We start from the raw sequence: 23,410 nt of genomic DNA on the forward strand, positions 1-23,410 counted from the left end.
CCGGGGAGCCTCAGAACAGGGTCAGCTCGTCGCGTTCGATGCCGCGCAGCTTGTCGTAGTCGACCACCACGCAGCGGATGCCCCGGTCGGTCGCGAGCACGCGCGCCTGTGGCTTGATCTCCTGGGCGGCGAAGACACCGGTGACCGGGGCGAGCAGCGGATCACGGTTCATCAGTTCGAGGTATCGGGTGAGCTGCTCCACCCCGTCGATCTCACCGCGCCGCTTCACCTCGACGGCGACCGCACGGGACTCGGCGTCCCGGCAGAGCAGGTCGACCGGACCGATGGCCGTCATGTACTCGCGCCGGACCAGGGTGAAGCCCTCGCCCAGCACGCCCGGGTTGGCGGCCAACAGCTCCTGGAGGTGCGCCTCCACGCCGTCCTTGCGCAGGCCCGGGTCGACGCCCAGCTCGTACGACGTGTCCTGGAAGATCTCCTCGAGGGTGATCCGCAGCTCCTCGCCGGCCTTGTTGACGACGCGCCAGACGCCCGGCGCCTCCTCGAGCCGGCAGGGTGGGCTCATCCAGTTGAGCGGCTTGTACGCCCGGTCGTCGGCGTGGATCGAGACCGAGCCGTCCGCCTTCACCATGAGCAGCCGGGTGGCCGGCGGCAGGTGGGCCGAGAGCCGTCCGACGTAGTCCACCGAGCACTTCGCAATGACCAACCGCACCCGACGAGGGTAGCGGAGGAGGTGGCCGTCGCCGCCGAGCGGCACTGGCGTGCCGGTGGGATGCTGAGACGGTGCTCGAAGTCCTCACCGGAACCGGTCTCGCCGCCTCGGCGGGGCTGAACGCCTACATCCCTCTGCTCACCATGGGGCTACTCGCCCGCTACACCGATCTGGTCGACCTGCCGGGTGGCTGGACGTGGCTGGGCAACGGCTGGGTCATCGCCATCCTCGCGGTCCTGCTCGCGGTCGAGGTCGTCGCCGACAAGGTGCCGGTGGTCGACCACGTCAACGACGTGGTGCAGACCGTTGTCCGTCCCACGGCCGGTGGGCTGGCCTTCGGCGCGGGCTCCAGCGCCGAGACGGTCACGGTGAACGACCCGGCGAGCTTCTTCTCGTCGCACCAGTGGGTGCCGGTGGTGACCGGCGTGCTCGTCGCGCTCGGTGTGCACCTGCTCAAGTCCGCCGCCCGCCCGGTGATCAACGCGACCACGGCCGGCGTCGGCGCCCCGGTGGCCAGCACCGCCGAGGACGCCACGAGCGTGCTGATGTCCGTGGTCGCCATCCTGCTGCCGGTGCTGGTGCTGGTCTTCCTCGTCGCGCTGGTGGCGTTCGTGTTCTGGTTCCGGCGCCGCCGTGCGGACCGCCGGGAGCAGCGGCGGGCGGCGCGCGCGGCCGGTTTCCGCGTCTGACCCGTAGACGCCACCGGCCGGGTCCCCGTGGCGGGGACCCGGCCGGTGATCGGATGGGTCAGCTGTTCCAGTACTGGGCGACCAGGTCGGCGGCCTGCTGCTCCCACTGCGCGTACGCGTCCGGGTAGGCCGAGACCTGCACCGTCTGCGCCGCCTCGGTCAGCGGCATGTCCTGCCAGCCGTCGATCTGCTTCAGGCCCTTGAGGAAGGCCATCGTGGAGTACTCGGGGTCGGTGATCTGCTCCGGCGTACCCCAACCGCTCGACGGGCGCTGCTGGAACAGGCCCAGCGAGTCGTGGTCGTTGGCGTCACCCAGGTGACCCAGGTTCTCCAGCTTCGACTCCTGCAGGCTGGTCGCGATCGAGATGACCGCGGCCCGCTCGTCCATACCGGACTTCTTCGTCGCCGCGATGATGGCCTTGGCGTTGGCGATCTGCTCGTCGTCCAGGTCGATGTGCGACTGCGCACCCTGCACGCCGTGCGGGATCAGCTTCGCCGTGTCCACGCCCGGCTTGTCCGCCTGCACCACCGCGACCGGTCGGGCGTCGACCGTGTGCGCGGTGTGCGCCGCGATCGGGCCACCGATCACGCCACCGGCGAAGGCCAGTCCGGCGAGACCGAAAACGCTCTTCCGCATGATGGTGTTCATGACAAGCTCCTTCAGGGGGTTGACACCCACGCGCCGCACAAGGGGATCGGCATCGCGGGTGTAAGCACCTCGTCGGGCGCTCGAACTCGGGGATCCGTGACCGGCTCGGCGGCCGTCCTCACGGGTGGCGCACGGGCGGGGGTGCCACGCCGCGCCGGGTCCATCTGCAACGACCGGGCGTCCGCCGGCATTCCGTCGGACCGGCTTCTCAGCTGGCCCGGCCGCCGTGCTCCCTCGGCCGTCGGGGGATGTCAACGACCCGCGCCCGCCCACGATTCCGCCGGCCGGGTGCCGCCCGTCACAGGTCAAATCCGGACGAACCACCCAGCCGGGCCTAAGCCGGTGGATCGTGCCAGCTCCACGCTCCGGACCGAGCCCGACCCTCCATCACCGTGATGCCTCTGAGGCATAAATATGCCTCAGAGGCATCACGCTCACGGGAGCACCAGCCCCGGCGGCGATGAGGAACCAATCGAGCCGTAACAAATCCGCCAAAAGCCTAGAATCGGTGCAACTGGCCAGAGGAGGTCGCCATGACGGCAGCGGTGCGGATGCCCCCCGTCGAGGAGTGTGTGGTCGCCGCCTGCGCGTACAACCAGGCCGGTGACTGCCACGCCTTCGCCATCACGATCGGCAGCATGGACCACGCGCACTGCCACACCTTCGTGGAGATGCCGGTCCGCGCGGGCGTGGCCGACCTGACCGCCCAGGTGGGCGCCTGCCAGCGGGCGGACTGCCGGCACAACGAGCAGCTCGAGTGCCACGCCACGGCGATTCGGGTGGGCCCGGACAACGACATGGCCGACTGCATGACGTACGACGAGCGCTGAGGTCAGCCCAGCCCGTTCGCCTCCCGGATCACCGTGACCAGCTCGTCGATGATGCCGGTGAGCGCGAAGTCCTTCGGCGTGAAGACCCGGGCCACCCCGGCCGCCCGCAGCCGCTCGGCGTCGCCGGCCGGGATGATGCCGCCGACGACCACCGGCAGGTCACCGCGCCCGGCCTCCCGCAGGCCCGTCAGCACCGCGGGCACCGCGGCGAGGTGGGAACCGGAGAGAACCGAGAGCCCGACCAGGTCGACGTCCTCCTCGACGGCGGCCGCGACGATCTGCCCCGCCGTCAACCGGATGCCCTGGTAGACCACCTCGAAGCCGGCGTCGCGGGCGCGGACCGCGATCTGCTCCGCGCCGTTGGAGTGCCCGTCGAGCCCCGGCTTGCCGACCAGGAGCCGGAGCCGCCCGCTGCCCAGCTCGCGGGCCGTGGCGGCGAGGCGCTCGCGCACACCCGCGAGACCCGCGTCGGCGCCCGAGCCGGCGCCACCGGCCAGACCGGTCGGCGCCCGGTACTCCCCGAAGACCTCGCGCAGCACGCCGGCCCACTCGCCGGTGGTCACCCCGGCGCGCACGCACCGCAGCGTCGCCGCCGTCAGGTTCGCCGTGGTGGCGGCGTCGGCGCGAAGCCGGGCCAGCGCCCACTCCACCGCGGCGCCGTCCCGAGCGGCCCGCCACTCACGTACGGCGGCCGCCGCCGACGCCTCCACCGCCGGGTCCACCTGCTCGACGGCCTCGGCGCCGGCCGCCATGAGCGGGGAGGGTTCGGTCTCGGTGAACCGGTTGACACCCACCACGACGTCCGAGCCGGCCTCCATGCGCCGACGGCGGTCGGCCAGCGAGGCGACGAGGGCGCTCTTCAGGTAGCCGGTCTCCACGGCGGTGACGACGCCGCCCATCTCCAGCACCGCGTCCAGCTCGGCGCGCGCGCCGGCCACGATCTCGTCGACCAGCGCGGTCATGACGTGCGAGCCGGCGAAGAGGTCGGGGTACTCGAGCAGGTCCGACTCGTACGCGAGCACCTGCTGCATCCGCAGCGACCACTGCTGGTCCCAGGGGCGGGGCAGGCCGAGCGCCTCGTTCCAGGCCGGAAGCTGCACGGCGCGGGCCCGGGCGTCCCGGGAGAGCGTGACGCCGAGCATCTCCAGCACGATGCGCTGGACGTTGTTCTCCGGCTGCGCCTCGGTGAGGCCCAGCGAGTTGACCTGCACTCCGTACCGGAACCGGCGCTGCCGCGGGTCCGCGACGCCGTACCGCTCCCGGATGATCTCGTCCCAGAGCGCGCCGAAGGCGCGCATCTTGGCGATCTCCTCGACGAAGCGGACGCCCGCGTTGACGAAGAACGAGATCCGCTGCACCACGTCGCCCATCCGCTCGGCGGGCACCTGGCCGGAGTCGCGGACCGTGTCGAGAACGGCGACGGCCGTCGCGAGCGCGAAACCCACCTCCTGCACCGGGGTCGCGCCCGCCTCCTGGAGGTGGTATGAGCAGATGTTCACGGGGTTCCAGCGGGGCATCGCTGTGAGCGTGTCCGCGACCACGTCGGCGGTGAGCCGCAGGGACGCCGCCGGCGGGAAGATGTGCGTCCCCCGGGACAGGTACTCCTTGATGATGTCGTTCTGCGTGGTGCCGGAGAGCGTCGAAGCCGTCGAGCCCTGCTCCTCGGCCACGGTGCGGTAGAGCGCCAGCAGCCACATGGCCGGGGCGTTGATGGTCATCGAGGTGTTCATGTCCGCGAGCGGGATGCCCTCGAAGAGGGCCCGCATGTCGCCGAGGTGGGCGACCGGCACGCCGACCCGGCCCACCTCGCCGGTGGCCAGCTCGTGGTCGGGGTCGTACCCGGTCTGGGTGGGCAGGTCGAAGGCGACCGAGAGCCCGGTCTGCCCCTTCGCCAGGTTGCGGCGGAAGAGGGCGTTGGTCGCGGCGGCCGAGCTGTGCCCGGCGTACGTGCGCATCACCCACGGGCGGTCGCGCTCCGGCAGCCGTCCCGGGAGGCCCTTCTCGTCCATGGCCGGAGTCTAAGTTACCGTTCAGTAGAACGGGTTGTGGAAAACCACACAGGTCCATGGACGGTACGACCGGGCGCAGACGGCGCGACATGGCTCCCACCACCACACCCCGCCCGCCCGGCCGCCGTTCCCAGGTCGCACACTTGACGGCATGGAGAACGAGCTGGCGATCCGCGTCCGGGGGCTGCGCAAGGCGTACGGCGACACCGTCGCGGTGGCCGGCCTCGACCTCGACGTCCACCGCGGCGAGGTGTTCGCGCTCCTCGGCCCGAACGGGGCCGGCAAGACCACCACCGTGGAGATCCTCGAGGGCTACCGCCGCCGCGACGCGGGCGAGGTCGGCGTGCTGGGCAGCGACCCGGCGTCGCCGGCCGCGGACTGGCGCTCCCGGGTGGGCATCGTGCTCCAGGGCACCGGCGAGTTCGACGAGCTGACGGTCGGTGAGGTGGTCCGGCACTTCGCGGGCTTCTACCCGGACGCCGACGACCCGGACAAGGTGATCGAGCGGGTGGGCCTCGCCGGCAAGGCGCGCGCCCGCACGCACACCCTCTCCGGCGGCCAGAAGCGTCGCCTCGACGTGGCGTTGGGCATCATCGGCCGCCCCGAGCTGCTGTTCCTCGACGAACCGACCACCGGCTTCGACCCCGAGGCGCGACGCGAGTTCTGGGAGCTGATCCGTGACCTGGCCGCCGCCGGCACCACGATCGTGCTCACCACCCACTACCTGGACGAGGCCGAGGCGCTCGCGGACCGGGTCGGCGTGATCGCCGGCGGCCGGCTCGTGGCGGTGGCCGCGCCGGACCAGCTCGGCAACCGGCAGGAGGCCCTGGCCACGGTCTCCTGGCGTACGCCGGAGGGGTCGGTGGAGAGCGCGCAGAGCGCGACGCCGACGGCGCTGGTGGCGGACCTGGCCGCGCGGTTCGGCGGCGAGGTGCCCGGCCTCACCGTGACCCGGCCGACCCTGGAGGACATCTACCTCACGATGATCGGACACCGATGACCACGACCACGAAGCCGGCGGCCCCGGTCGCCGCCAGCCCGAACCGGCGGCCGGGCCCGGTCGCGCTCGGGCTGCGCCAGGGCCGACTGGAGATCACCCAGTTCCTGCGCAGCCGGGAGTCCGTCGTGTTCACGATGGGCTTCCCGGTCATCATGATCCTGATCTTCGCGGCGATCTTCAACGACGAGATCGCGCCCGGGGTCAGCTACACGCAGTACTTCATCACCGGCATGATCGCCACCGGCCTCATGACGGTGAGCTTCCAGAACCTCGGCATCTGGATCCCCATCGAGCGGGACCGCGGGGTGCTCAAGCGCTACCGGGGCACACCCATGCCGAAGTGGGCGTACTTCGCCGGCAAGGTGCTCATGGTGGTGGCCATCGGGGTGGCGGAGACCGTCCTGCTGCTCGCCGTCTCGGTCGCCTTCTTCGACCTCGACCTGCCGGCCACCGCCGGGCGCTGGCTCACCTTCGGCTGGGTGTCGGTGCTCGGGGTGACCGCCTGCACGCTCTGCGGCATCGCCATCTCGTCGCTCGCCCGCACCGCCCGCAGCGGTTCGGCCGTCGTGACGCCGGTGGCGCTCGTACTCCAGTTCATCTCCGGGGTGTTCTTCGTCTTCACCGAGCTGCCGGGCTGGATGCAGCACGTGGCCGCGCTCTTCCCGCTCAAGTGGATGTGCCAGGGGCTGCGCGCGGTCTTCCTGCCGGACAGCTTCGGCGGCCAGGAGCCCGGCGGCTCGTTCGAGCTGGGCCGGGTCGCGCTCGTCCTCGCCGCCTGGTGCGTGATCGGCCTGGTGCTCTGCCTCACCACGTTCCGGTGGACCACCAAGCGCGACGGCTGACCGGTGGGGTCTCGCCGTCAGCCACCGGCGACGAGCGCGGCGCCGAGCGGCGTACGCCAGTAGAGCACCGCGCGCCCGGAACGCCGTTTGGTGACGGCGCCCGCGTCGAGCAGCACCCGCAGGTGGTCGCTGACCGTGCCGAGGGACAGCCCCGTCAGCACCACGAGCTGCGAGGTGCTGAGTGGCGCGTCCAGCCGGGCCAGGATGTCGGCCCGGTTCGCGCCGAGCAACCGGGCCAGACCGTCGGGTGCCGGTGAGGTGCGCTCGGCGAGGATGCCGCGCGCCGGATAGACCATCCCGAACCGGGTTGGCATGTCCCAGACGACCCAGCCCCGACGGCAGTGCGCGGGCAGGAAGAGCAGCTGCTCGGCCTCGTGCAGCGACAGTGCCGGCTCCGGGTAGTCGTTGACCTGGAGGAGACCCTCGCCCAGCCACCGCACGTTGCGGTTGATGTCGGTCAGCACCCCGGCCCAGCCGCCCGTGCTCAGCGCGGCGGTACGGGCCACGATGTCCGCCCGCAGCCGGCGCTCCCGCTCCGGCCACTCCGGCTCCACGGTGTGCGTCCAGACCCACTGAAGGAACTCGACCACGTGCCCCGTGAGGCCGTCCGCCAGCAGCTCGGCGGCGAGTGGCTCCGGTCGGGTGACGCGCAGGTCGGCCCGGATCCGCTCGTCGGACAGGCTCTCGACGGCCGCCAGCTCCGCCGCGAACGTCGGGTCCGGCGAGGCGGGCGCGATGGTGAGGAAGTCCGCGATCCACCGGAGGTTGAACGACGCCGACAGCAGCGCCCGGGCCACCGGCCGGGCGGCCAGCATCCGCCGGAACGCGTCGATGTGAGGCCGTCGCCAGGCCTGCTCCCACGGAACGTGCGGATAGCGCAGCGCCTTCACCGCCGCGACCGTCTCGACCATCGGCGAGACCGTGAACCGGCTCCGCGCGACCAGATCGGACGGCACCTGCCAGACGCCCATGTTTCGCCTCCAGACGTAACTCTGGGGATCGAGCCGACGGGCCCGGACCATCCTTCCGTGAGAACGTACGCAGATCTGTTCGCGGTCCGGGAGTTCCGCAACCTGTTCCTGGCGAACTGCGCCGGAATCGCCGCGCACACGACGTCGGCGCTGGCGCTGGGCGCGCTGACCTACGCGTCGACCGGCTCGGCCCTGCTCACCGCGCTGAGCATGTTCGGCGCGCCGCTGGCCGGTGTCCTCGGCAGTCTCACGCTGCTGTCCGCGGCCGACAGCGTGCCGCCGCGCCGGGCGCTGACCCTCGCCGCGCTGCTCGTCACCGCCGGAGCCGCGCTGCAGGTCGTGCCCGGACTCCCCCTGTGGGCCCGCTTCGCGATCATCTTCGCGAGCGCGTACGTCGGCTCGATCACCGCCGGCGCCCGGTGGGCGTTGCTCACCGACATCGTGCCGGTCGAGGCCTACGTGCTGGCCCGGGCCACCATGAACACCAGTGTGGGAGTCATGCAGATCGCCGGGTTCGGGCTGGCCGGCGTCCTGCTCGTCTGGCTGAGCCCGTACCAGGTGTTCCTGCTCGCCCTGGCCCTGCGGGCGGTGGCCGCCGCGGTGGGCTGGTTCGGGCTCGCCGAGCACCCGGCCCGGGCCACCGAGCGGGTGACGGTCACACGCACCCTCCGCGTCAACCGCCAGCTCTGGGCCCACCCCGGCCGCCGGTCGCTCCTGCTCAACCTCTGGGTGCCCAACGGTCTGATCGTCGGCTGCGAGGCGCTGTTCGTCCCGTACGCGGGTGAGCGCGCCGGCTTCCTCCTCGCGGCCGCCGCCCTCGGCATGCTGGTCGGGGACGTGGTGGTGGGCCGGTTCCTGACCCCGGCCCGCCGCGAGCGGTGGGTCCACCCGCTGCGGTTGCTACTCGCCGTTCCCTACCTGGCCTTCGTGCTGTCGCCGCCGCTGCCGGTGGCCGTGGCCGTCGCGCTGGTCGCCTCGGTCGGCTACGCCGCCGCGTTGCCGTTGCAGGATCGGCTGATCACCCACTCGCCGGCCGAGGCCCGTGGTCAGGTGCTCGGCCTGCACCACAACGGCATGATGGCCGGGCAGGCGGTCTGCGCCGCGCTCGCGGGAGCGCTCGCAGACCTCCTCGCGCCGTACCAGGCCGTCGCGCTGGTCGCCGGGGCGTCGCTGGCCGTCACGCTCGCGCTCACCTCCGGCCTGCGGCGGACCGCGCCCGGACCCGTCCCGCCGCCCCGCGCGGACGGTGGCGACGCCGACGAGCGGACCAGCCCGGCCGCGACGGCGCCCTGAGAAGCACCGAGGCGCCGGCGGGCACCGGTCTCCCGGCCCGCCGGCGCCTCCCACGGCGCCCCGGCTCAGTACGTGTAGAAGCCCTTGCCGGTCTTGCGGCCCAGATCGCCGGCGGTCACCATGCGCTGGAGCAGCTCCGGCGGGAAGAACTTCTCGTCCGCGGTGTCGGTGTAGATGTTCTTCGCGGCGTGCAGCAGCACGTCCACCCCGGTGAGGTCGGTGGTGGCGAGCGGACCCATGGCGTGGCCGAACCCGAGCTTGCACGCGGTGTCCAGGTCCTCGGCCGAGATCACCCCGGACTCGACGAGCTTGACCGCCTCGACCACGAGGGCGGCGATGAGCCGGGTGGTGACGAAGCCGGCGATGTCCCGGTTGACGACGACGACCGTCTTGCCGATTTCCTCGGCGAACGCCCGGACGGTGGCCAGCGTGGCGTCGCTCGTCTTGTAGCCCCGGACCAGCTCGCAGAGCTTCATCATGGGCACCGGGGAGAAGAAGTGGGTGCCGACCACCGACTCGGGGCGCTCGGTGACCGCGGCGATCTGGGTGACCGGGATGGCCGAGGTGTTGGTGGCGAGCACCGCGTCGGCCTTGCAGATCTTGTCGAGCGCGCGGAACACCTCGTGCTTGATCTCGAGGCGCTCGAAGACCGCCTCGACCACGATGTCCGCGTCGGCGGCCGCCTCCAGGTCGGTGGTCGGGGTGATCCGGCCGAGCGTCGCCTCGACCTCGGACGCCTCGATCTTCCCCTTCTCGGCGAACTTCTCCAGCGACCGCCGGATGCCGTCGACGCCCCGCGTGGTGGCCGCGTCGTCCAGGTCCCGCAGCGTCACCTGCCAGCCCGCCTGCGCCGCCACCTGGGCGATCCCGGAGCCCATCAGCCCGGCCCCGACGACCGCGAGTCGACCCGCCATCTGCTCTCTCCCTCGCCTGTTTTGGGTGTCTGCCGGCACCCAGGGGTCTGTTTCACAAGACCGTGCCTTGTGAGACGAACCCTAGTCGGCGAGCTGAACGGTCGCTAAGTCGCGTCGACGGTCAGATGGAGAGCTCGGGTTCCTCCGGCGCCGTGCCGCGCTCGACCTCGACGCCAAGCGCCCGCAGGTCGGCCACGAAGTCCGGGTAGCCGCGGTCGACGTGGTGCACGTGGGAGACCTCGGTGAGCCCGTCCGCGCAGAGCCCCGCGATGATCAGCCCGGCTCCGGCCCGGATGTCGGTGGCCCGCACCGGCGCGCCGGAGAGGCGGTCGCGGCCGCAGACCAGGGCGTGGTGGCCGTCGGTCCGGATGTCCGCGCCGAGCCGCATCATCTCGTTGGCGAACATGAACCGGCCGTCGAAGATGTTCTCGGTGATGAGGGAGGCGCCGTCGCTGACCGCCGCGAGCCCGATGGCCATGGGCAGCAGGTCGGTGGCGAAGCCGGGGAAGGGCAGGGTGACCACGTCCACGGCGGCCGGCCGGTCGGGCATCCGGATCCGGAACGCGTCCGCCCGGGTCTCCACCAGCCCACCGGCGGCCACGAGCTTGTCGAGCGCGACCTCGAGGAACGCCGGGTCCGCGCCGGTCACCGTCACGTCGCCCCGGGTCATGGCGGCCCCGAAGGCCCAGGTGCCGGCGACGATCCGGTCGCCCACCGTGGCGTGTCGCACCGGGCGCAGCTCGGGCACCCCCTCGATGTGCAGCGTGGACGTGCCGGCCCCGGAGATCTGGGCGCCCATCTGCCGCAGCATCGTGCAGATGTCGACGATCTCGGGCTCGCGGGCCGCGTTGTCGATGACCGTGGCGCCGCGGGCCAGCACCGCGGCCATGACCAGGTTCTCGGTGGCGCCCACGCTCGGGAAGTCCAGCGCTATCTCGGCGCCGTGCAGGCCCTGCGGTGCGGACGCGATCACGAACCCGTGCTCGCCAGAGATCTCCGCCCCCATCCGGGTCAGCCCGGAGATGTGCATGTCGAGCCCGCGCGAGCCGATGGCGTCACCGCCCGGGTGCGCCACCCGCACGTACCCCTGTCGGGCCAGCAGCGGGCCGAGCACGCAGATGGACGCGCGCAGCCGGCGGACCAGGTCGTAGTCGGCGTCGGTGCCCGGCCGCTCGGGCACGTCGATGGTCACCGAGCGGGACCGCGCCACGCCGCCCCGGGCCACCATGGGGTCCACCGGGTCGTCCGCCTCGAACCGGACGTCGCAGCCCAGCCGGCGCAGCACCTCGCCCATGATGGCGATGTCGGTGATCCGCGGGACGTTGGTGATCACGCTGCGCCCGGGCGCCAGCAGCGCGGCGGCCATGAGCTTCAACGCCGAGTTCTTCGCACCGACGACGTGTACGGTGCCCGTCAACCGGGCGCCACCGCGGACCCGGATGACGTCGACGTCGTTGACCGCCGTATCCCCCGCGTCGCCGGGGCCAACCGTGGCCGGCCAGGCGGCGGCGTCCGGCCGCACCGGGATCGTGAGGTCCGGTATCCGTAGGCTGTGCGTCATGGCCGTCCACCTCACGCGCATCTACACCAGGGCCGGCGACGCCGGCACGACCAGGCTGAACAACAACGAGCAGGTGCCGAAGACCGATCCGCGGATCGTCGCGTACGCCGACGTGGACGAGTGCAACGCGGCGATCGGCGTCGCGCTCGCCCTCGGCCAGCTCGACGACGAGCTGCGGGCGGTGCTCGGGTCGATCCAGAACGACCTCTTCGACGTGGGTGCCGACCTGTCCACCCCCGTCGAGCCGGAGCCGAAGTATCCGCCGCTGCGCGTCACCGAGGAGTACGTCGAGCGCCTTGAGGGCTGGTGCGACGACTTCAACGCGCGCCTGAGCAAGCTCGACTCCTTCATCCTCCCCGGCGGCACCGCGGGCGCGGCGCTGCTGCACGTGGCGCGGACCGTCGCCCGGCGCGCCGAGCGCGCGGCATGGGCGCTGGTCAGCCACGACCCGGAGCGGACCAGCACTCTTCCGGCCAAGTATCTCAACCGACTCTCCGATTTGCTGTTCATCCTGACAAGAACGGCAAATCCGGCCGGAGATGTGCTATGGGTCCCCGGGGGCGGGCGCTGACCGGAGGCCTGCACCACGTCGAGGTGTGGGTCCCCGATTTGGCCGCCGCCGAACATGCGTGGGGCTGGCTCCTCGCCGAACTGGGTTGGGCGCGCTTCCAGGAGTGGCCGGCCGGCCGCTCCTGGAAGCACGGCGGAACCTACCTGGTGCTCGAGGAGTCCCCGGCGCTGAGCGGACGGCGGCACGACCGGCTCGCCCCCGGCCTCAACCACCTCGCCTTCCACGCCGGTCCGCCGGCGGCGGTGGACCGGCTCGTCGCGGCGGCGCCGGCGCACGGCTGGACGCTGCTCTTCCCCGACCGGCATCCGCACGCCGGCGGTCCGGGGACCTACGCCGCCTACCTCACCGACGGGCAGGGCTACGAGGTCGAACTGGTCGCCGACGTGGAGTGAGCGCCGCGCCTTCGAGTGAGGGCGACGGGTGTCAGGCGGCCGGCCAGTCCTGGGAGGCCAGACGCGGCGAGGCCGCCCCGGGTGGGGCGGCCTCGAGCCAGGAGAGGAATCCGGTCACCGTGGACCGCGCCATGGCGATCTCCACCGGAGCGTGGTGACTGGTACAGCGGAGAATGACCCAGTCGGCGGGCATGGAGAGCCGTTCCTGGCCCTCCGGGAGCCGCCGCCGCTCGACCGCCAGCCCCTTGCGGTAGAGCACCCGCTTGGGGCGCAGCGCGAAGCTGAACATGCGGTACCAGCGGAGTTCGTCGCCGACGAACCGGCCGAAGCCGGGCGACCAGCCGCGACCGTCGAGCAGGGTGGAGACCCGGACGCTGAGCCGGATGATCCCACCGCTGCGGGTGACGAGGGCCCGCCGGACGAAGAGGATCAGGAGTGCGACGAGAACGGCGACGAGGCCGATCCCGATCCCCTCGACGATCTCCATCGACGGTGTGGCTCAGCGACCCTGAGCGGCGGACACCGGGGTGGCGCTCTCGGCGAGGACGGTCACGCCCTCGGCGCTCACCGAGAGGAAGCCGCCAGCCACCTCGTAGGAGACCTGCTCACCGCCCGGGAGCTTGATGCGCACCTGGCCGGGCTCGGCGAGCTGGCCGAGCAGGGGCGCGTGCCCCGGCAGCACACCCAGCTCGCCCTCGGTCGTCCGGGCGACGACCATCTCGGCCTCGCCGGACCAGACCTTCTCCTCGACGGCTACCAGCTCGACGTGAAGCTGCTGTGCCACGCTGTCTCCTTGCTGCGGCGGCGGAATGGGCAAATTCTAGTCCCGCCGCCGCAGCGCACCCAACGCGGGTGGCGAGAGCTGGGCCACGACTACTTGTTCTTGTTCACGAATTCCGGGTGCTCGAGCAGGAACGGGTCGAGCTGCTCGTTGTGCAGGGCGGTGAAGAAGTCGTCCACGCCCGCCTGGAACTGCTCGCCCTTGTACGTCTTGCCGTCGAAGACGGGACCACCGGGCAACTTGATCATCTGGAGCGTGTTCGGGCGGATGTTCTTGAGCGCGAGCGCGAAGTCGACGACGCTGTTGCCGCGACCACTGAAGATCAGCGACTGCCCGGCCGCGCGGAGCACCCGGTCCAGCTTGATCGGGTTGGTCACCACGTCGGCGCTGAACGCCTGCCCGACCATCGCCTTGACGAACTGCTGCTGGTGCCGCTGCCGGCCGTAGTCGGCGTCGGGAACGCCGTTCTTCGGGTAGCGCTGCCGGACGTAGTCCAGCGCCTGCCAGCCGCTCAGGTGCTGGGTGCCCTTCTTGTAGACCGCCTGCGGCCCGATGTAGCCCCCACCGCCGGGCTTGCCCTCCCGGTGCCGGCCACTCGGCTCGCGGTGCTCGGAGCGCACCTCCCGCTCGATGGTCATCGTGACGCCGCCCATCGCGTCGACGATCTTCTGGAAACCGGTGAAGTTGATGATCGCGCCGGCGTCGAACCGCTTGATCCCGGTCTCCTTCTGCACGGTCTTCGAGAGCAGTTCGAAGCCGCGGGCGGCGTCTGGGTTGCGGCCGGGCACCTGGCTGCCGAAGGACATGGCGGCGTTGAGCTTGGTGCGTTCGCCGCGGAAGTGCGCCGGCTCGAACTCCGGGATGTCGACGTAGAGGTCCCGCGGCATCGAGAACAGGTACGCGCGGTCCATGGTCGCCGGCACGTGCAGCACCATGATCGAGTCGGCGAGCGGCGGCGTCTCCGGGTTGCGGGGGTCGATGCCCACCAGCAGGAGGTTGAGCGGGCCCTTGATGTCGCTCTTGCGGGGCTGGGCGCCGGCGGCCTGGTCACCGAAGAGGTCCGCCTTGCCGACCGCGCCCTCGTACCGGGCCGTCAGCACCTCGGTGCCCACGAGCACCGCGCCGCTGAGCACCATGAGCACCGTCCCGAAGACGGTGCAGACCCGCGCCCACCGGGGCACGCCCCGCCAGATGGACGACTTGCGGCCGTTCTTGCCGGCCTTGGCCACGAGCATCTCCGTTCGTCACGCCTCTTCCTCTGAAGACGGCGTGCGTCGCTGAAAAGTTGCACCGATCAACGCTGATCCCGGTGAAGGCGCGATGAACGGTACCCGGCGGGTGCGCCAGTGCCGACCACCAGAATCCGAGCAGCGGAGATGATAGGGCCTGAAGGTGAACGAAAAGCCGCCCCGGTGTTACCGAGGCGGCTTTTCGTGGGGGCTGGGTCAGCCCTCCTTCATCAGCTCCTGCGCCTTGCGCTCCAGGTCCTCCAGACCGCCGCACATGAAGAACGCCTGCTCGGGGAAGTGGTCGTACTCGCCCTCGCTGATCTTGCGGAACGCCTCGATGGTCTCCTTGATCGGGACCGTCGAGCCGGGGACGCCGGTGAACTGCTCCGCCGCGTAGGTGTTCTGCGACAGGAACCGCTCGATCCGCCGGGCCCGGCCGACCGTGACCTTGTCCTCCTCGGAGAGCTCCTCGATGCCGAGGATGGCGATGATGTCCTGCAGGTCCTTGTAGCGCTGCAGGATCCGCTTCACCTCGGTGGCCACCGCGAAGTGCTCCTGGCCGACGAACTCCGGGGCGAGGATCCGGGACGAGGACGCCAGCGGGTCCACGGCCGGGTAGATGCCCTTGTCGGAGATCGACCGCTCCAGGTTGGTGGTCGCGTCGAGGTGGGCGAACGTGGTGGCCGGAGCGGGGTCGGTGTAGTCGTCCGCCGGCACGTAGATCGCCTGCATCGAGGTGATGGCCTGGCCCCGGACGGAGGTGATCCGCTCCTGGAGCTCGCCCATCTCGTCGGCCAGGGTCGGCTGGTAGCCCACGGCGCTCGGCATGCGGCCGAGCAGGGTGGACACCTCGGAACCGGCCTGGGTGAAGCGGAAGATGTTGTCGATGAAGAGCAGCACCTCCTGCTTCTTCACGTCCCGGAAGTACTCCGCCATGGTGAGCGCGGAGAGGGCGACCCGCAGCCGGGTGCCCGGCGGCTCGTCCATCTGGCCGTAGACCAGCGCGGTCTTGTCGATGACGCCGGACTCGGTCATCTCGGCGATGAGGTCGTTGCCCTCACGGGTGCGCTCACCCACGCCGGCGAACACCGACGTACCACCGAAGTTGCGGGCCACACGGGTGATCATCTCCTGGATGAGCACCGTCTTGCCCACGCCGGCGCCGCCGAACAGGCCGATCTTGCCGCCCTTCACGTACGGGGCCAGCAGGTCGATGACCTTGATGCCGGTCTCCAGCATCTCGGTCTTCGGCTCCAGGTCCGCGAAGGCAGGGGCCTTGCGGTGGATCCCCCAACGGTCGTCCGCCTCGAGCGTCTCGCCCTCGGTGAGGTTGAGGACCTCGCCGATCGCGTTGAACACGTGGCCCTTGACCGCGTCGCCCACCGGAACGGTGATCGGCGACCCGGTGTCGCGCACCACCGAGCCGCGGACCAGGCCGTCGGTCGGCTGCATCGAGATGGCGCGGACCATGTTGTCGCCCAGGTGCTGGGCGACCTCGAGGGTCAGCGTCTTCTCGCCGCCGGAGAGCGTCACGTCCACGTGCAGGGCGTTGAACAGGTCCGGCATGGCGTCGCGCGGGAACTCGGCGTCGACGACCGGGCCGATGACCCGGACCACGCGACCGGTGGCCGTCTTGGTCTCTACTGGGGCAGTCATCACACTTCACTTCCCGACGCGGCCAGCGCGTTCGCGCCGCCGACGATCTCGCTGATCTCCTGGGTGATCCCGGCCTGGCGGGCCGAGTTCATCTCGCGCGTGTACTTCTCGATCATCTCTTCGGCGTTGTCGGTGGCCGCCTTCATGGCTCGCCGCCGGGCCGCCGACTCGCTCGCCGCCGACTCGATCAACGCCGCGTAGATCCGCGTGTTGATGTACCTCGGCAGCAGCGCGTCGAGCAGCGCGTCCGCCTCCGGCTCGAACTCGTACGCCGGGAGCAGGCCCTCGGACCGCGGACGGTCCTCGACCTGCATCGGGCCGATGATCTTCGCGACCGGTGTCTGGGTCATCAGGGAGTGGAACTCGGTGTAGACGATGTGCAGCTCGTCGATGCCGAGCACCCCGTCCGGCCCGCTGCCGCCGTCGACGTCGTCCGCACCGGCCGAGAACGCCTTGATGAGCGTCTCGCCGACCGTGCGCGCGTCGTCGAACGCCGGCTGCTCCGAGAAGCCCGTCCAGCTCGCCTCGATGGGCCGGTTGCGGAACCGGTAGTACGTGACGCCCTTCCGCCCGATGACGTAGAGCACCGGCTGCTTGCCGTCGGCGTCCAGCCGGGCGATCAGCGACTCCGCGGTCCTGATCGCGTTCGTGCTGTAACCGCCGGCCAGACCCCGGTCGGCGGTTACCAGCAGGACGCCCGCCCGTCGCACCCGCTCACGCGGGGTGAGCAGCGGGTGGTCGATCCGCGCGTTGGACGCCAGCGCCGTGAGCACGCCGGTGATGGCCTGGGCGTACGGCAGGGACGCCTCCACCCGGGCCTGGGCCTTGGCGATGCGGCTCGTCGCCACGAGCTCCATCGCCTTGGTGATCTTCTTCATCCCCTTCGCGGAGCGGATCCGCTGGCGAAGGACGCGAACCTGGGCGGCCATGGGTCAGCTCTCTGCCGGCCGGTCGGTCGCGCCGTCGCGGAAGCGGGTCACCGTCTCGCGGTTCTCCTCGCCCTCCAGCGGCGCGGCCGGGGCCTCGTTGATCTGGCGGTCGTCCTGCTTGCCCAGGAAGACCTGCTTGAACTCGGTGATGGCCGAGTCCAGCGAGCCGATGATGTCGTCGTCCCACTTGTTGTCGGCGATCGCGGCCAGCACACCGGCGTGCTTGTGACGCAGGTACTGGAGGAACTCCGACTCGAAGCGCCGGATGTCGCCCACCGGGACGTCGTCCAGCTTGCCCTCGGTGCCGGCCCAGACCGAGACGACCTGCTCCTGCACCGGGAACGGCGAGTAGTTCGGCTGCTTGAGCAGCTCGACGAGGCGGGAGCCGCGCTCCAGCTGGGCGCGGGAGGCCCGGTCCAGGTCGGAGGCGAAGGCAGCGAACGCCTCCAGCTCGCGGTACTGGGCCAGGTTGAGCCGCAGCGAACCGGAGACCTTCTTCATCGGCTTCACCTGCGCGGCGCCACCGACCCGGGAGACCGAGGTGCCGACGTTGATGGCCGGCCGGACGCCCTGGTTGAACAGGTCGGTCTCGAGGAAGATCTGGCCGTCGGTGATCGAGATGACGTTGGTCGGGATGAACGCCGAGATGTCGTTCGCCTTCGTCTCGATGATCGGCAGACCGGTCATCGAGCCGCCGCCCAGCTCGTCGGAGAGCTTGGCGCAGCGCTCCAGCAGCCGGGAGTGCAGGTAGAAGACGTCACCCGGGTACGCCTCGCGGCCCGGCGGGCGGCGCAGCAGCAGCGACACGGCGCGGTACGCCTCGGCCTGCTTGCTCAGGTCGTCGAAGACGATGAGGACGTGCTTGCCGCCGTACATCCAGTGCTGCCCGATGGACGAGCCGGTGTACGGGGCGAGGTACTTGAAGCCGGCCGGGTCGGACGCCGGCGAGGCGACGATGGTGGTGAACTCCATCGCGCCCGACTCCTCCAGCAGGCCCTTGATCGAGGCGATCGTGGAGGCCTTCTGGCCGATGGCGACGTAGATGCAGCGGACCTGCTTCGTCGGGTCGCCGGAGCGCCAGTTCTCACGCTGGTTGAGGATCGCGTCCAGCGCCACCGTGGTCTTGCCGGTCTTCCGGTCGCCGATGATCAGCTGACGCTGGCCACGGCCGATCGGGGTCATGGCGTCGACGGCCTTGATGCCGGTCTGCAGCGGCTCGAACACCGACTGCCGCGACATCACGTTCGGGGCCTGCAGCTCCAGCTCCCGGTAGCCCTCGTTGGCGATGTCACCGAGGCCGTCGATCGGCTGGCCGAGCGCGTTGACCACCCGGCCGAGGAAGGCGTCGCCGACCGGCACGGAGAGCACGCGCTGGGTCCGCTTGACCCGCTGCCCCTCCTCGATACCGGCGTAGTCGCCGAGAACGACGACGCCGATGTCCCGGACGTCGAGGTTCAGCGCCACGCCGAGCGTGCCGTCCTCGAACTCCAGGAGCTCGTTGGTCATGGTCGAGGGCAGGCCCTCGACGTGGGCGATACCGTCACCGGCGTCGGCGACGGTGCCGACCTCCTCGCGGGAGACGTCGGTCGAATAGGAGGAGACGTAGCGCTCCAGGGCGCCGCGGATCTCCTCCGTCGAGATGGTCAGCTCGGCCATCCTCTGCTTCCTTATGTATCAGGGGCCCGGGATACCTAGTACCGACCGGTCCGAGTGGCGTCTGGTTATCAGGTGCGGCGCGGCTGTGCCGTCTCAGCGCTTCGCGCGAAGCCGGTCAGCGCTTCGCGAGCGCGTTGCGGGTCTCGTTGAGGCGGCGCAGGACGGTGCCGTCGTACAGGTCGGAGCCGACCCGGACGCTCACGCCACCCAGGACGTCGGGGTTGACCGTCTGTCGGACGGATACCTCCCGACCGTATATCGCGGAGAGGCGAGCGCCCAGCCGCTGCTCCTCCTCGTCACTCAACGGGGCGGCCACCGTGACGTAGGCCACCTGCCGGTCCCGCCGGTCGGCGGCGAGCTCGACCAGCCGGGTGAGCGCCCCCGTGAAGGAACGACCCCCGAACCCGCCGAGCGCGGCCTCCACGAGGCGGACCGTCACCGGACGCGCCTTGCCCTCGAGCAGCTCGCGGGCCAGGGCGGCCCGCCGCGCGGTCGGGGCGATCGGGTCGCCCAGCACCGCGGCCAGGTCCGGCTGACCGGTGACGACCTGCCCGAAACGGAACAGCTCGTCCTCGACCTCGCCCAGCTCGCCGGCCGAGTCGGCGCTGGCCAGCAGCGCCTCCACGCCCAGCCGCTCGGCGCCGTCGAGCAGGTCCGACGGGGTCGACCAGCGGCCCGAGACCAGCGTGGCGAGCAGGTCCAGCGCCTCGGCGTCGATCTTGCCGCGGAGCATGTCGCCGAGAAGGCCGGCCCGGTCCGGCGCGGACCGGGCCGGTTCGGAGAGCGCCCGGCGCAGCCGCGGCTCGCGCCGCAGCAGGGCGGCGACGGAGAGGAGGTCGTCGGCGGTGGCCAGCACCGCCGACGGCTCCACGCCGCGGACGTGGTTCTCCAGGTGCTCCGCCGCAGCCTGGTACGACTCCCGGCTGGCGGCCTGCATCAGCGGGCCCCCGTGCTCTCGAGGCTGCTCAGGAACCGGTCGACGGTGCCCTTGCGACGCGCCTCGTCCGCGAGCGACTCGCCGACGATCTTGCTGGCGAGGTCGACCGCGATCGTGCCGACCTCCGCGCGCAGCTCGCGCACGATGGTGGCCCGCTCGGCGGCGAGCTGGTCCTTGCCGGCCTGGATGACCCGGTCGGCCTCCTCCCGCGCCTTGGCGAGGATGTCCTGCCGGATGCCCTCGGCGTCGGCCCGGGCGTCGTCCCGGATCCTGGCAGCGTCGGTGCGCGCCTCGGCGAGCTGCGCGCGGTACTGCTCGAGCAGCTGGTTCGCCTCGGCCTGCGCGGCCTCGGCACGCTTGATGCCACCCTCGATCGCGTCGACCCGCGCCTGGAACGTCTGCTCCATCCGCGGGAAGACGAACTTCATCAGCACGAAGCAGAGCACGATGAAGGCGATGCCACCGACCACGATCTCCTGCCAGAGCGGAAGGATCGGGTTGTGGGTCGTCTCACCACCCTCTGCGGCGAGCAGGAACATGAAGACCTCCCGGTCTACTCAGACGGGATCAGGCGCCGGACCAGACGAAGCCGAACGCGACGCCCAGCAGAGCCAGCGCCTCGATGACGGCGAAGCCGATCCAGACGTACGGCAGGGTCATCCGGGACGACTCCGGCTGCCGGGCGGTCGACTGGATGTAGGCGGCGAAGACCAGGCCGACGCCGATACCCGGGCCGATGGCGGCGAGGCCGTAGCCGATGGCGGCGGTGCTGCCCTCTACCGCGGCGACGATGTCCATTAGTGGGTTCCTCCTGGTTATCACGCGTGACGGTCACGCGGGACGACAACGGTTGGTGCGGAAGTGGATCAGTGTTCCTCGGCGAGCGCGCCCTGCACGTAGCTGGCCGTCAGCACGGTGAAGACGTAGGCCTGCAGGACGATCACCAGGAACTCGAGGAAGGTCAGCGCGATGGTCATCAGCCAGGACACCACCGAGACCGGCGCCAGCAGGGCGTTGGCGTTGAGCATCGCGAAGCCGCCGAGCGTGAAGACCAGCAGGAGCATGTGACCGGCGAACATGTTCGCGAAGAGACGAACGGCGAGCGAGAAGGGCCGGACGAGGAACGTCGAGAACGCCTCGATCGGGATCAGCAGCGGCAGGATGTACCACGGCGCCGGCGGCACCAGCGCGTTCTTGAAGTACTTGCCGAAGCCGTGCTGCTTGATGCCGACGGCGTTGAACAGGACGTAGCTGATCGCGGCGAGGAACGCCGGGAAGGCGATGTGCGAGTTCGGCGAGATCTGGAAGAACGGCACGATCGCGAAGAAGTTCGTCAGCAGCACGAAGCAGAAGAGCGTCGTGAAGTACGGCGCGAACCGCACGCCCCGGTGCCCGATCATGTCGACCGCGATGTTGTTGCGCACGAAGCCGTAGATCGACTCGGCGAGCCACTGCTTCTTGGTCGGCACGAGCTGGGGCTTGCGGTAGGTGAGCAGGAAGAACAGGATCAGGATCCCGACCGCCAGCCACACCATGAACGTGATCTTGGTGAACCAGTAGTTGTTGTGCGCGCCCCACGGGGCGATGCTGGGCAGGTAGAAGTCCTCCACGCTGGGTGGGAAATTAACCTCGCCCTGTGCCAGGACGTTCGACTGTCCGAACACCGCGTCCCTTCCTATTGAGGCGTGCCGAGCCTACGGATGACCAGGACGATCCCCCCGGCCATGCCGAGCACGATCCCGATCCCGGTGGCGACGCCACCGGTCTCCAGCCACCGGTCAACCAGCCAGCCGATGAAGCCCCACACGAGCATGCCCGCGATCAGGTAGCTGAGCGCGGTCCAGCCCTGCCCGGCTCCGGACGGAACGTCGTCCTGGCCGCCAGCGCTGGGGGGTTTCTGGTCACCGGTCATGACGGGGCGAACGATATCAGTCGAGTGCACGAGGCTGTGCCTCACCCCCCGCACAACCTTGTTGTGTGGGACACGGGTGGGCGAAGTCGTCTGGAGGCACGCTACTCCCCTTCCGCGAGGGAGAGAATGACCGATCGCGGACACATCGGCGCGCCGCCCGAAAGGTGGGACACCCGGTCGCTCAGCGAGCCGCGCGTCGTGCGTGGACCGTGGTCAACCACCAGATGTGCACACCCGTCCACACCACCACACCAGCGGCGATGCCCAGGCAGAGCGGGATCAGGCCGGGCCAGCCGGAGGCCGCCACCGCGATCATGACGGCGCCGAGCAGGGTGAACTTCGCGACGTAGAGGCCGAGGCCGAACGGCAGCACCAGTTGCGAGTCACGGGAGTCGGCCCACGCCAGCACCACGGTGGTGAGGGTGTAGCTGGCCGCCGTGACGGCCACCCCAGCGGCGGCGCCGAGCGCCGCGTCGGCCCCGCCGGTCACCCCGCCCACCACGGCGGCGACCGCCGCCATGAGCACGGACGCGATCAGCAGCACCGGCAGGTGCCGCAGCCGCCAGCCCCGGTCCTCGGCCGCCTCCGCCGTCCGGGCCGCGGGCTCAGCCACGGGGGTACGCCGGGAACGCGGCCACGAGGTCGGCCACCTCGGCGCCGATCCGGGCCAGCTCGTCGGTGCCGCCGGGAGCCGCCGGGTCGGTCCGCACCGCCCGGGCGATGAGGGCGGCGACCTGCCGCATCTCCCCCTCCCGCATGCCCTGGGTGGTGACGCTCGGCGTGCCCACCCGGATGCCGGAGGCGACCATCGGCTTCTGCGGGTCGTACGGGATCGCGTTCTTGTTCAGGGTGATGGCGGCGGCGTCGCAGCGCGCCTCGGCGTCCGCGCCGGTCACCCCGACCTCGCGCAGGTCGACGAGGGCTAGGTGGGTGTCGGTGCCACCGGAGACCGGGCGCATCCCCTCGGCGGCCAGCCCGCCGGCCAGCGCCCGCGCGTTGGCGACCACCTGGGCCGCGTACGACCGGAACTCGGGCTGGGCGGCCTCCCGCAGCGCCACCGCCTTCGCGGCGACGGCGTGCATCAGCGGACCGCCCTGGGTGAACGGGAAGACGGCCTTGTCGATCCGCTGGGCCAGCGACTCCCGGCAGAGGATCATGCCGCCGCGCGGACCGCGCAGCACCTTGTGCGTGGTGCAGGTGACCACGTCCGCGTACGGCACGGGCGAGGGGATGGCCCCGCCGGCCACCAGCCCGATGAAGTGGGCCGCGTCCACCACGAGGTACGCGTCGACCTCGTCGGCGATCTCCCGGAACCGGGCGAAGTCGATCAACCGGGGGTACGCCGTGGCGCCGCAGATGATCATCTTCGGGCGGTGTGCCCGGGCCAGGTCCCGCACCTCGTCGTAGTCGATCAGCTCGGTGTCCGGCCGCACCCGGTAGCCGACCGGCGCGAACCACTTGCCCGAGAAGTTCACCCGGCTGCCGTGCGTGAGGTGGCCGCCGTGCGGCAGGTCCATGGCGAGCACCGTGTCGCCCGGCTGCACGAGGGCCGCGTACACGGCCAGGTTCGCGCTGGCGCCGGAGTGCGGCTGGAGGTTGGCGTGCTCGGCGTCGAACAGCTCACGGGCCCGCGCGACGCCGATCTCCTCGGCCCGGTCCACCTCGGCGCAGCCGCCGTAGTAGCGCCGCCCGGGGTAGCCCTCGGCGTACTTGTTCGTCAGCGTCGAGCCGAGCGCGGCCAGCACCGCCGGCGAGGTGAGGTTCTCGCTGGCGATGAGCTGGAGACCGCCGCGCAGGCGGTCCAGCTCGCCGAGCACCACCCCGGCGATCTCCGGGTCGGTGGCCCGGAGCTGGTCGAAATCCGGCCCCCAGAAGGTGCTCGTCACGGTGTCCACGACGAAGCAGTCTATGGGGCAGCA

26 protein-coding genes are annotated in these 23,410 nt (G+C 71.1%); 7 read left to right on the plus strand and 19 right to left on the minus strand.

Translation table 11 applies throughout. From position 1 onward, the window contains the following. Positions 1–10: 10 nt before the first annotated feature. A complete protein-coding gene (gene nucS, locus ACSNOA_RS27025) occupies positions 11–670 on the minus strand; it encodes an endonuclease NucS (RefSeq protein WP_436662603.1) in 660 nt (219 codons plus the stop codon). 71 nt (positions 671–741) lie between these two features. Between nucS and ACSNOA_RS27030 the strand changes: the two genes are divergently transcribed. Next, positions 742–1,359, plus strand: a complete 618-nt coding sequence (locus ACSNOA_RS27030) for a DUF4126 domain-containing protein (RefSeq protein ID WP_436662604.1) — start codon at positions 742–744, stop codon at positions 1,357–1,359. A 58-nt stretch (positions 1,360–1,417) separates the two neighbouring features. Here ACSNOA_RS27030 and ACSNOA_RS27035 read toward each other — a convergent pair whose 3' ends face one another. Beyond that, positions 1,418–2,008 carry a hypothetical protein gene (locus ACSNOA_RS27035; protein WP_436662605.1) on the minus strand — a complete coding sequence of 197 codons (591 nt, stop codon included), beginning with the start codon at positions 2,006–2,008 and terminating at the stop codon, positions 1,418–1,420. Positions 2,009–2,541: 533 nt separating this feature from the next. On the opposite strand from ACSNOA_RS27035, the gene ACSNOA_RS27040 reads away from it, so the two are divergent. After that, a complete protein-coding gene (locus ACSNOA_RS27040) occupies positions 2,542–2,838 on the plus strand; it encodes a DUF1540 domain-containing protein (RefSeq protein ID WP_436662606.1) in 297 nt (98 codons plus the stop codon). Positions 2,839–2,840: 2 nt separating this feature from the next. Here ACSNOA_RS27040 and ACSNOA_RS27045 read toward each other — a convergent pair whose 3' ends face one another. Continuing rightward, positions 2,841–4,847 carry a protein meaA gene (locus ACSNOA_RS27045; protein WP_436662607.1) on the minus strand — a complete coding sequence of 669 codons (2,007 nt, stop codon included), beginning with the start codon at positions 4,845–4,847 and terminating at the stop codon, positions 2,841–2,843. Between the two features lie 151 nt (positions 4,848–4,998). On the opposite strand from ACSNOA_RS27045, the gene ACSNOA_RS27050 reads away from it, so the two are divergent. Both ACSNOA_RS27050 and ACSNOA_RS27055 read left to right on the plus strand, forming a co-directional pair. After that, complete coding sequence (locus tag ACSNOA_RS27050) at positions 4,999–5,847, plus strand: ABC transporter ATP-binding protein (protein ID WP_436662608.1); 849 nt, start codon at positions 4,999–5,001, stop codon at positions 5,845–5,847. After that, positions 5,844–6,689 (plus strand): ABC transporter permease, encoded by an 846-nt coding sequence (locus tag ACSNOA_RS27055; protein WP_436662609.1) that lies wholly within the window; start codon positions 5,844–5,846, stop codon positions 6,687–6,689. Before ACSNOA_RS27050 ends, ACSNOA_RS27055 begins: the two co-directional genes overlap by 4 nt. 17 nt (positions 6,690–6,706) lie before the next feature. On the opposite strand, the gene ACSNOA_RS27060 is transcribed toward ACSNOA_RS27055, so the two are convergent. After that, on the minus strand, positions 6,707–7,660 hold the full coding sequence (locus tag ACSNOA_RS27060; RefSeq protein WP_436662610.1) for a helix-turn-helix domain-containing protein: 954 nt from the start codon (positions 7,658–7,660) through the stop codon (positions 6,707–6,709). Positions 7,661–7,717: 57 nt separating this feature from the next. Here ACSNOA_RS27060 and ACSNOA_RS27065 point away from each other — a divergent pair, with 57 nt between their 5' ends. Then, the gene (locus ACSNOA_RS27065; protein WP_436662611.1) at positions 7,718–8,953 is read left to right on the plus strand and encodes an MFS transporter; all 1,236 of its coding nucleotides are present in this window, start codon (positions 7,718–7,720) and stop codon (positions 8,951–8,953) included. Positions 8,954–9,018: 65 nt separating this feature from the next. Here ACSNOA_RS27065 and ACSNOA_RS27070 read toward each other — a convergent pair whose 3' ends face one another. Together ACSNOA_RS27070 and murA are read right to left on the minus strand one after the other, a co-directional pair. Further along, positions 9,019–9,867, minus strand: coding sequence for a 3-hydroxyacyl-CoA dehydrogenase family protein (locus tag ACSNOA_RS27070; protein ID WP_436662612.1), 849 nt, complete (start codon positions 9,865–9,867; stop codon positions 9,019–9,021). A gap of 121 nt (positions 9,868–9,988) precedes the next feature. After that, positions 9,989–11,428: a UDP-N-acetylglucosamine 1-carboxyvinyltransferase gene (gene murA, locus ACSNOA_RS27075; RefSeq protein ID WP_436662613.1), complete on the minus strand. Its 1,440-nt coding sequence runs from the start codon at positions 11,426–11,428 to the stop codon at positions 9,989–9,991. On the opposite strand from murA, the gene ACSNOA_RS27080 reads away from it, so the two are divergent. After that, positions 11,427–11,999, plus strand: coding sequence for a cob(I)yrinic acid a,c-diamide adenosyltransferase (locus tag ACSNOA_RS27080; RefSeq protein ID WP_436662614.1), 573 nt, complete (start codon positions 11,427–11,429; stop codon positions 11,997–11,999). The genes murA and ACSNOA_RS27080 overlap by 2 nt on opposite strands. After that, the gene (locus tag ACSNOA_RS27085; protein ID WP_436662615.1) at positions 11,975–12,391 is read left to right on the plus strand and encodes a VOC family protein; all 417 of its coding nucleotides are present in this window, start codon (positions 11,975–11,977) and stop codon (positions 12,389–12,391) included. The genes ACSNOA_RS27080 and ACSNOA_RS27085 overlap by 25 nt, the downstream gene beginning before the upstream one ends. A 31-nt stretch (positions 12,392–12,422) precedes the next feature. Here ACSNOA_RS27085 and ACSNOA_RS27090 read toward each other — a convergent pair whose 3' ends face one another. The 13 genes from ACSNOA_RS27090 to glyA form a co-directional block, all read right to left on the minus strand. Continuing rightward, positions 12,423–12,878 (minus strand): DUF2550 domain-containing protein, encoded by a 456-nt coding sequence (locus tag ACSNOA_RS27090; RefSeq protein ID WP_436662616.1) that lies wholly within the window; start codon positions 12,876–12,878, stop codon positions 12,423–12,425. A gap of 12 nt (positions 12,879–12,890) precedes the next feature. Continuing rightward, entirely contained in the window at positions 12,891–13,175 is a 285-nt protein-coding gene (locus tag ACSNOA_RS27095; protein WP_436662617.1) for a F0F1 ATP synthase subunit epsilon, read from the minus strand. An 89-nt stretch (positions 13,176–13,264) separates the two neighbouring features. Continuing rightward, positions 13,265–14,407: an LCP family protein gene (locus ACSNOA_RS27100; RefSeq protein ID WP_436662618.1), complete on the minus strand. Its 1,143-nt coding sequence runs from the start codon at positions 14,405–14,407 to the stop codon at positions 13,265–13,267. Positions 14,408–14,617: 210 nt separating this feature from the next. Continuing rightward, positions 14,618–16,057, minus strand: a complete 1,440-nt coding sequence (atpD, locus tag ACSNOA_RS27105; RefSeq protein ID WP_436662619.1) for a F0F1 ATP synthase subunit beta — start codon at positions 16,055–16,057, stop codon at positions 14,618–14,620. Further along, positions 16,057–16,986 carry a F0F1 ATP synthase subunit gamma gene (locus ACSNOA_RS27110; RefSeq protein ID WP_436662620.1) on the minus strand — a complete coding sequence of 310 codons (930 nt, stop codon included), beginning with the start codon at positions 16,984–16,986 and terminating at the stop codon, positions 16,057–16,059. The genes atpD and ACSNOA_RS27110 overlap by 1 nt, the downstream gene beginning before the upstream one ends. A gap of 3 nt (positions 16,987–16,989) precedes the next feature. Then, the gene (gene atpA / locus ACSNOA_RS27115) at positions 16,990–18,642 is read right to left on the minus strand and encodes a F0F1 ATP synthase subunit alpha (RefSeq protein ID WP_436662621.1); all 1,653 of its coding nucleotides are present in this window, start codon (positions 18,640–18,642) and stop codon (positions 16,990–16,992) included. 115 nt (positions 18,643–18,757) lie between these two features. Continuing rightward, positions 18,758–19,579, minus strand: coding sequence for a F0F1 ATP synthase subunit delta (locus ACSNOA_RS27120; RefSeq protein ID WP_436662622.1), 822 nt, complete (start codon positions 19,577–19,579; stop codon positions 18,758–18,760). After that, the gene (locus ACSNOA_RS27125) at positions 19,579–20,118 is read right to left on the minus strand and encodes a F0F1 ATP synthase subunit B (protein ID WP_436662623.1); all 540 of its coding nucleotides are present in this window, start codon (positions 20,116–20,118) and stop codon (positions 19,579–19,581) included. The genes ACSNOA_RS27120 and ACSNOA_RS27125 overlap by 1 nt, the downstream gene beginning before the upstream one ends. 28 nt (positions 20,119–20,146) lie before the next feature. Then, positions 20,147–20,377: an ATP synthase F0 subunit C gene (locus tag ACSNOA_RS27130; RefSeq protein ID WP_120780588.1), complete on the minus strand. Its 231-nt coding sequence runs from the start codon at positions 20,375–20,377 to the stop codon at positions 20,147–20,149. 68 nt (positions 20,378–20,445) lie between these two features. Continuing rightward, on the minus strand, positions 20,446–21,243 hold the full coding sequence (atpB, locus tag ACSNOA_RS27135) for a F0F1 ATP synthase subunit A (protein ID WP_436662624.1): 798 nt from the start codon (positions 21,241–21,243) through the stop codon (positions 20,446–20,448). Between the two features lie 11 nt (positions 21,244–21,254). After that, entirely contained in the window at positions 21,255–21,491 is a 237-nt protein-coding gene (locus ACSNOA_RS27140) for an AtpZ/AtpI family protein (protein WP_436662625.1), read from the minus strand. A gap of 181 nt (positions 21,492–21,672) precedes the next feature. Beyond that, entirely contained in the window at positions 21,673–22,104 is a 432-nt protein-coding gene (locus ACSNOA_RS27145; RefSeq protein WP_436662626.1) for a hypothetical protein, read from the minus strand. After that, positions 22,097–23,386 (minus strand): serine hydroxymethyltransferase, encoded by a 1,290-nt coding sequence (gene glyA / locus ACSNOA_RS27150; protein WP_436662627.1) that lies wholly within the window; start codon positions 23,384–23,386, stop codon positions 22,097–22,099. The genes ACSNOA_RS27145 and glyA overlap by 8 nt, the downstream gene beginning before the upstream one ends. Positions 23,387–23,410 lie beyond the last annotated feature (24 nt).

It is taken from the genome of Micromonospora sp. URMC 103 (assembly GCF_051386435.1).
Taxonomy (GTDB): domain Bacteria; phylum Actinomycetota; class Actinomycetes; order Mycobacteriales; family Micromonosporaceae; genus Micromonospora.

Bases quoted from the DNA above. Each gene is read 5' to 3' on its own strand.
- atpA (WP_436662621.1), bottom strand. From the start codon at position 18,642: ATGGCCGAGCTGACCATCTCGACGGAGGAGATCCGCGGCGCCCTGGAG.
- ACSNOA_RS27060 (WP_436662610.1), bottom strand. From the start codon at position 7,660: ATGGGCGTCTGGCAGGTGCCGTCCGATCTGGTCGCGCGGAGCCGGTTC.
- ACSNOA_RS27050 (WP_436662608.1), top strand. From the start codon at position 4,999: ATGGAGAACGAGCTGGCGATCCGCGTCCGGGGGCTGCGCAAGGCGTAC.
- murA (WP_436662613.1), bottom strand. From the start codon at position 11,428: ATGACGCACAGCCTACGGATACCGGACCTCACGATCCCGGTGCGGCCG.
- ACSNOA_RS27090 (WP_436662616.1), bottom strand. From the start codon at position 12,878: ATGGAGATCGTCGAGGGGATCGGGATCGGCCTCGTCGCCGTTCTCGTC.
- ACSNOA_RS27140 (WP_436662625.1), bottom strand. From the start codon at position 21,491: ATGACCGGTGACCAGAAACCCCCCAGCGCTGGCGGCCAGGACGACGTT.
- ACSNOA_RS27120 (WP_436662622.1), bottom strand. From the start codon at position 19,579: ATGCAGGCCGCCAGCCGGGAGTCGTACCAGGCTGCGGCGGAGCACCTG.
- ACSNOA_RS27070 (WP_436662612.1), bottom strand. From the start codon at position 9,867: ATGGCGGGTCGACTCGCGGTCGTCGGGGCCGGGCTGATGGGCTCCGGG.
- ACSNOA_RS27110 (WP_436662620.1), bottom strand. From the start codon at position 16,986: ATGGCCGCCCAGGTTCGCGTCCTTCGCCAGCGGATCCGCTCCGCGAAG.
- ACSNOA_RS27100 (WP_436662618.1), bottom strand. From the start codon at position 14,407: ATGCTCGTGGCCAAGGCCGGCAAGAACGGCCGCAAGTCGTCCATCTGG.
- ACSNOA_RS27035 (WP_436662605.1), bottom strand. From the start codon at position 2,008: ATGAACACCATCATGCGGAAGAGCGTTTTCGGTCTCGCCGGACTGGCC.
- atpD (WP_436662619.1), bottom strand. From the start codon at position 16,057: ATGACTGCCCCAGTAGAGACCAAGACGGCCACCGGTCGCGTGGTCCGG.
- ACSNOA_RS27080 (WP_436662614.1), top strand. From the start codon at position 11,427: ATGGCCGTCCACCTCACGCGCATCTACACCAGGGCCGGCGACGCCGGC.
- ACSNOA_RS27055 (WP_436662609.1), top strand. From the start codon at position 5,844: ATGACCACGACCACGAAGCCGGCGGCCCCGGTCGCCGCCAGCCCGAAC.
- ACSNOA_RS27045 (WP_436662607.1), bottom strand. From the start codon at position 4,847: ATGGACGAGAAGGGCCTCCCGGGACGGCTGCCGGAGCGCGACCGCCCG.
- ACSNOA_RS27085 (WP_436662615.1), top strand. From the start codon at position 11,975: ATGGGTCCCCGGGGGCGGGCGCTGACCGGAGGCCTGCACCACGTCGAG.
- ACSNOA_RS27130 (WP_120780588.1), bottom strand. From the start codon at position 20,377: ATGGACATCGTCGCCGCGGTAGAGGGCAGCACCGCCGCCATCGGCTAC.
- ACSNOA_RS27040 (WP_436662606.1), top strand. From the start codon at position 2,542: ATGACGGCAGCGGTGCGGATGCCCCCCGTCGAGGAGTGTGTGGTCGCC.
- ACSNOA_RS27125 (WP_436662623.1), bottom strand. From the start codon at position 20,118: ATGTTCCTGCTCGCCGCAGAGGGTGGTGAGACGACCCACAACCCGATC.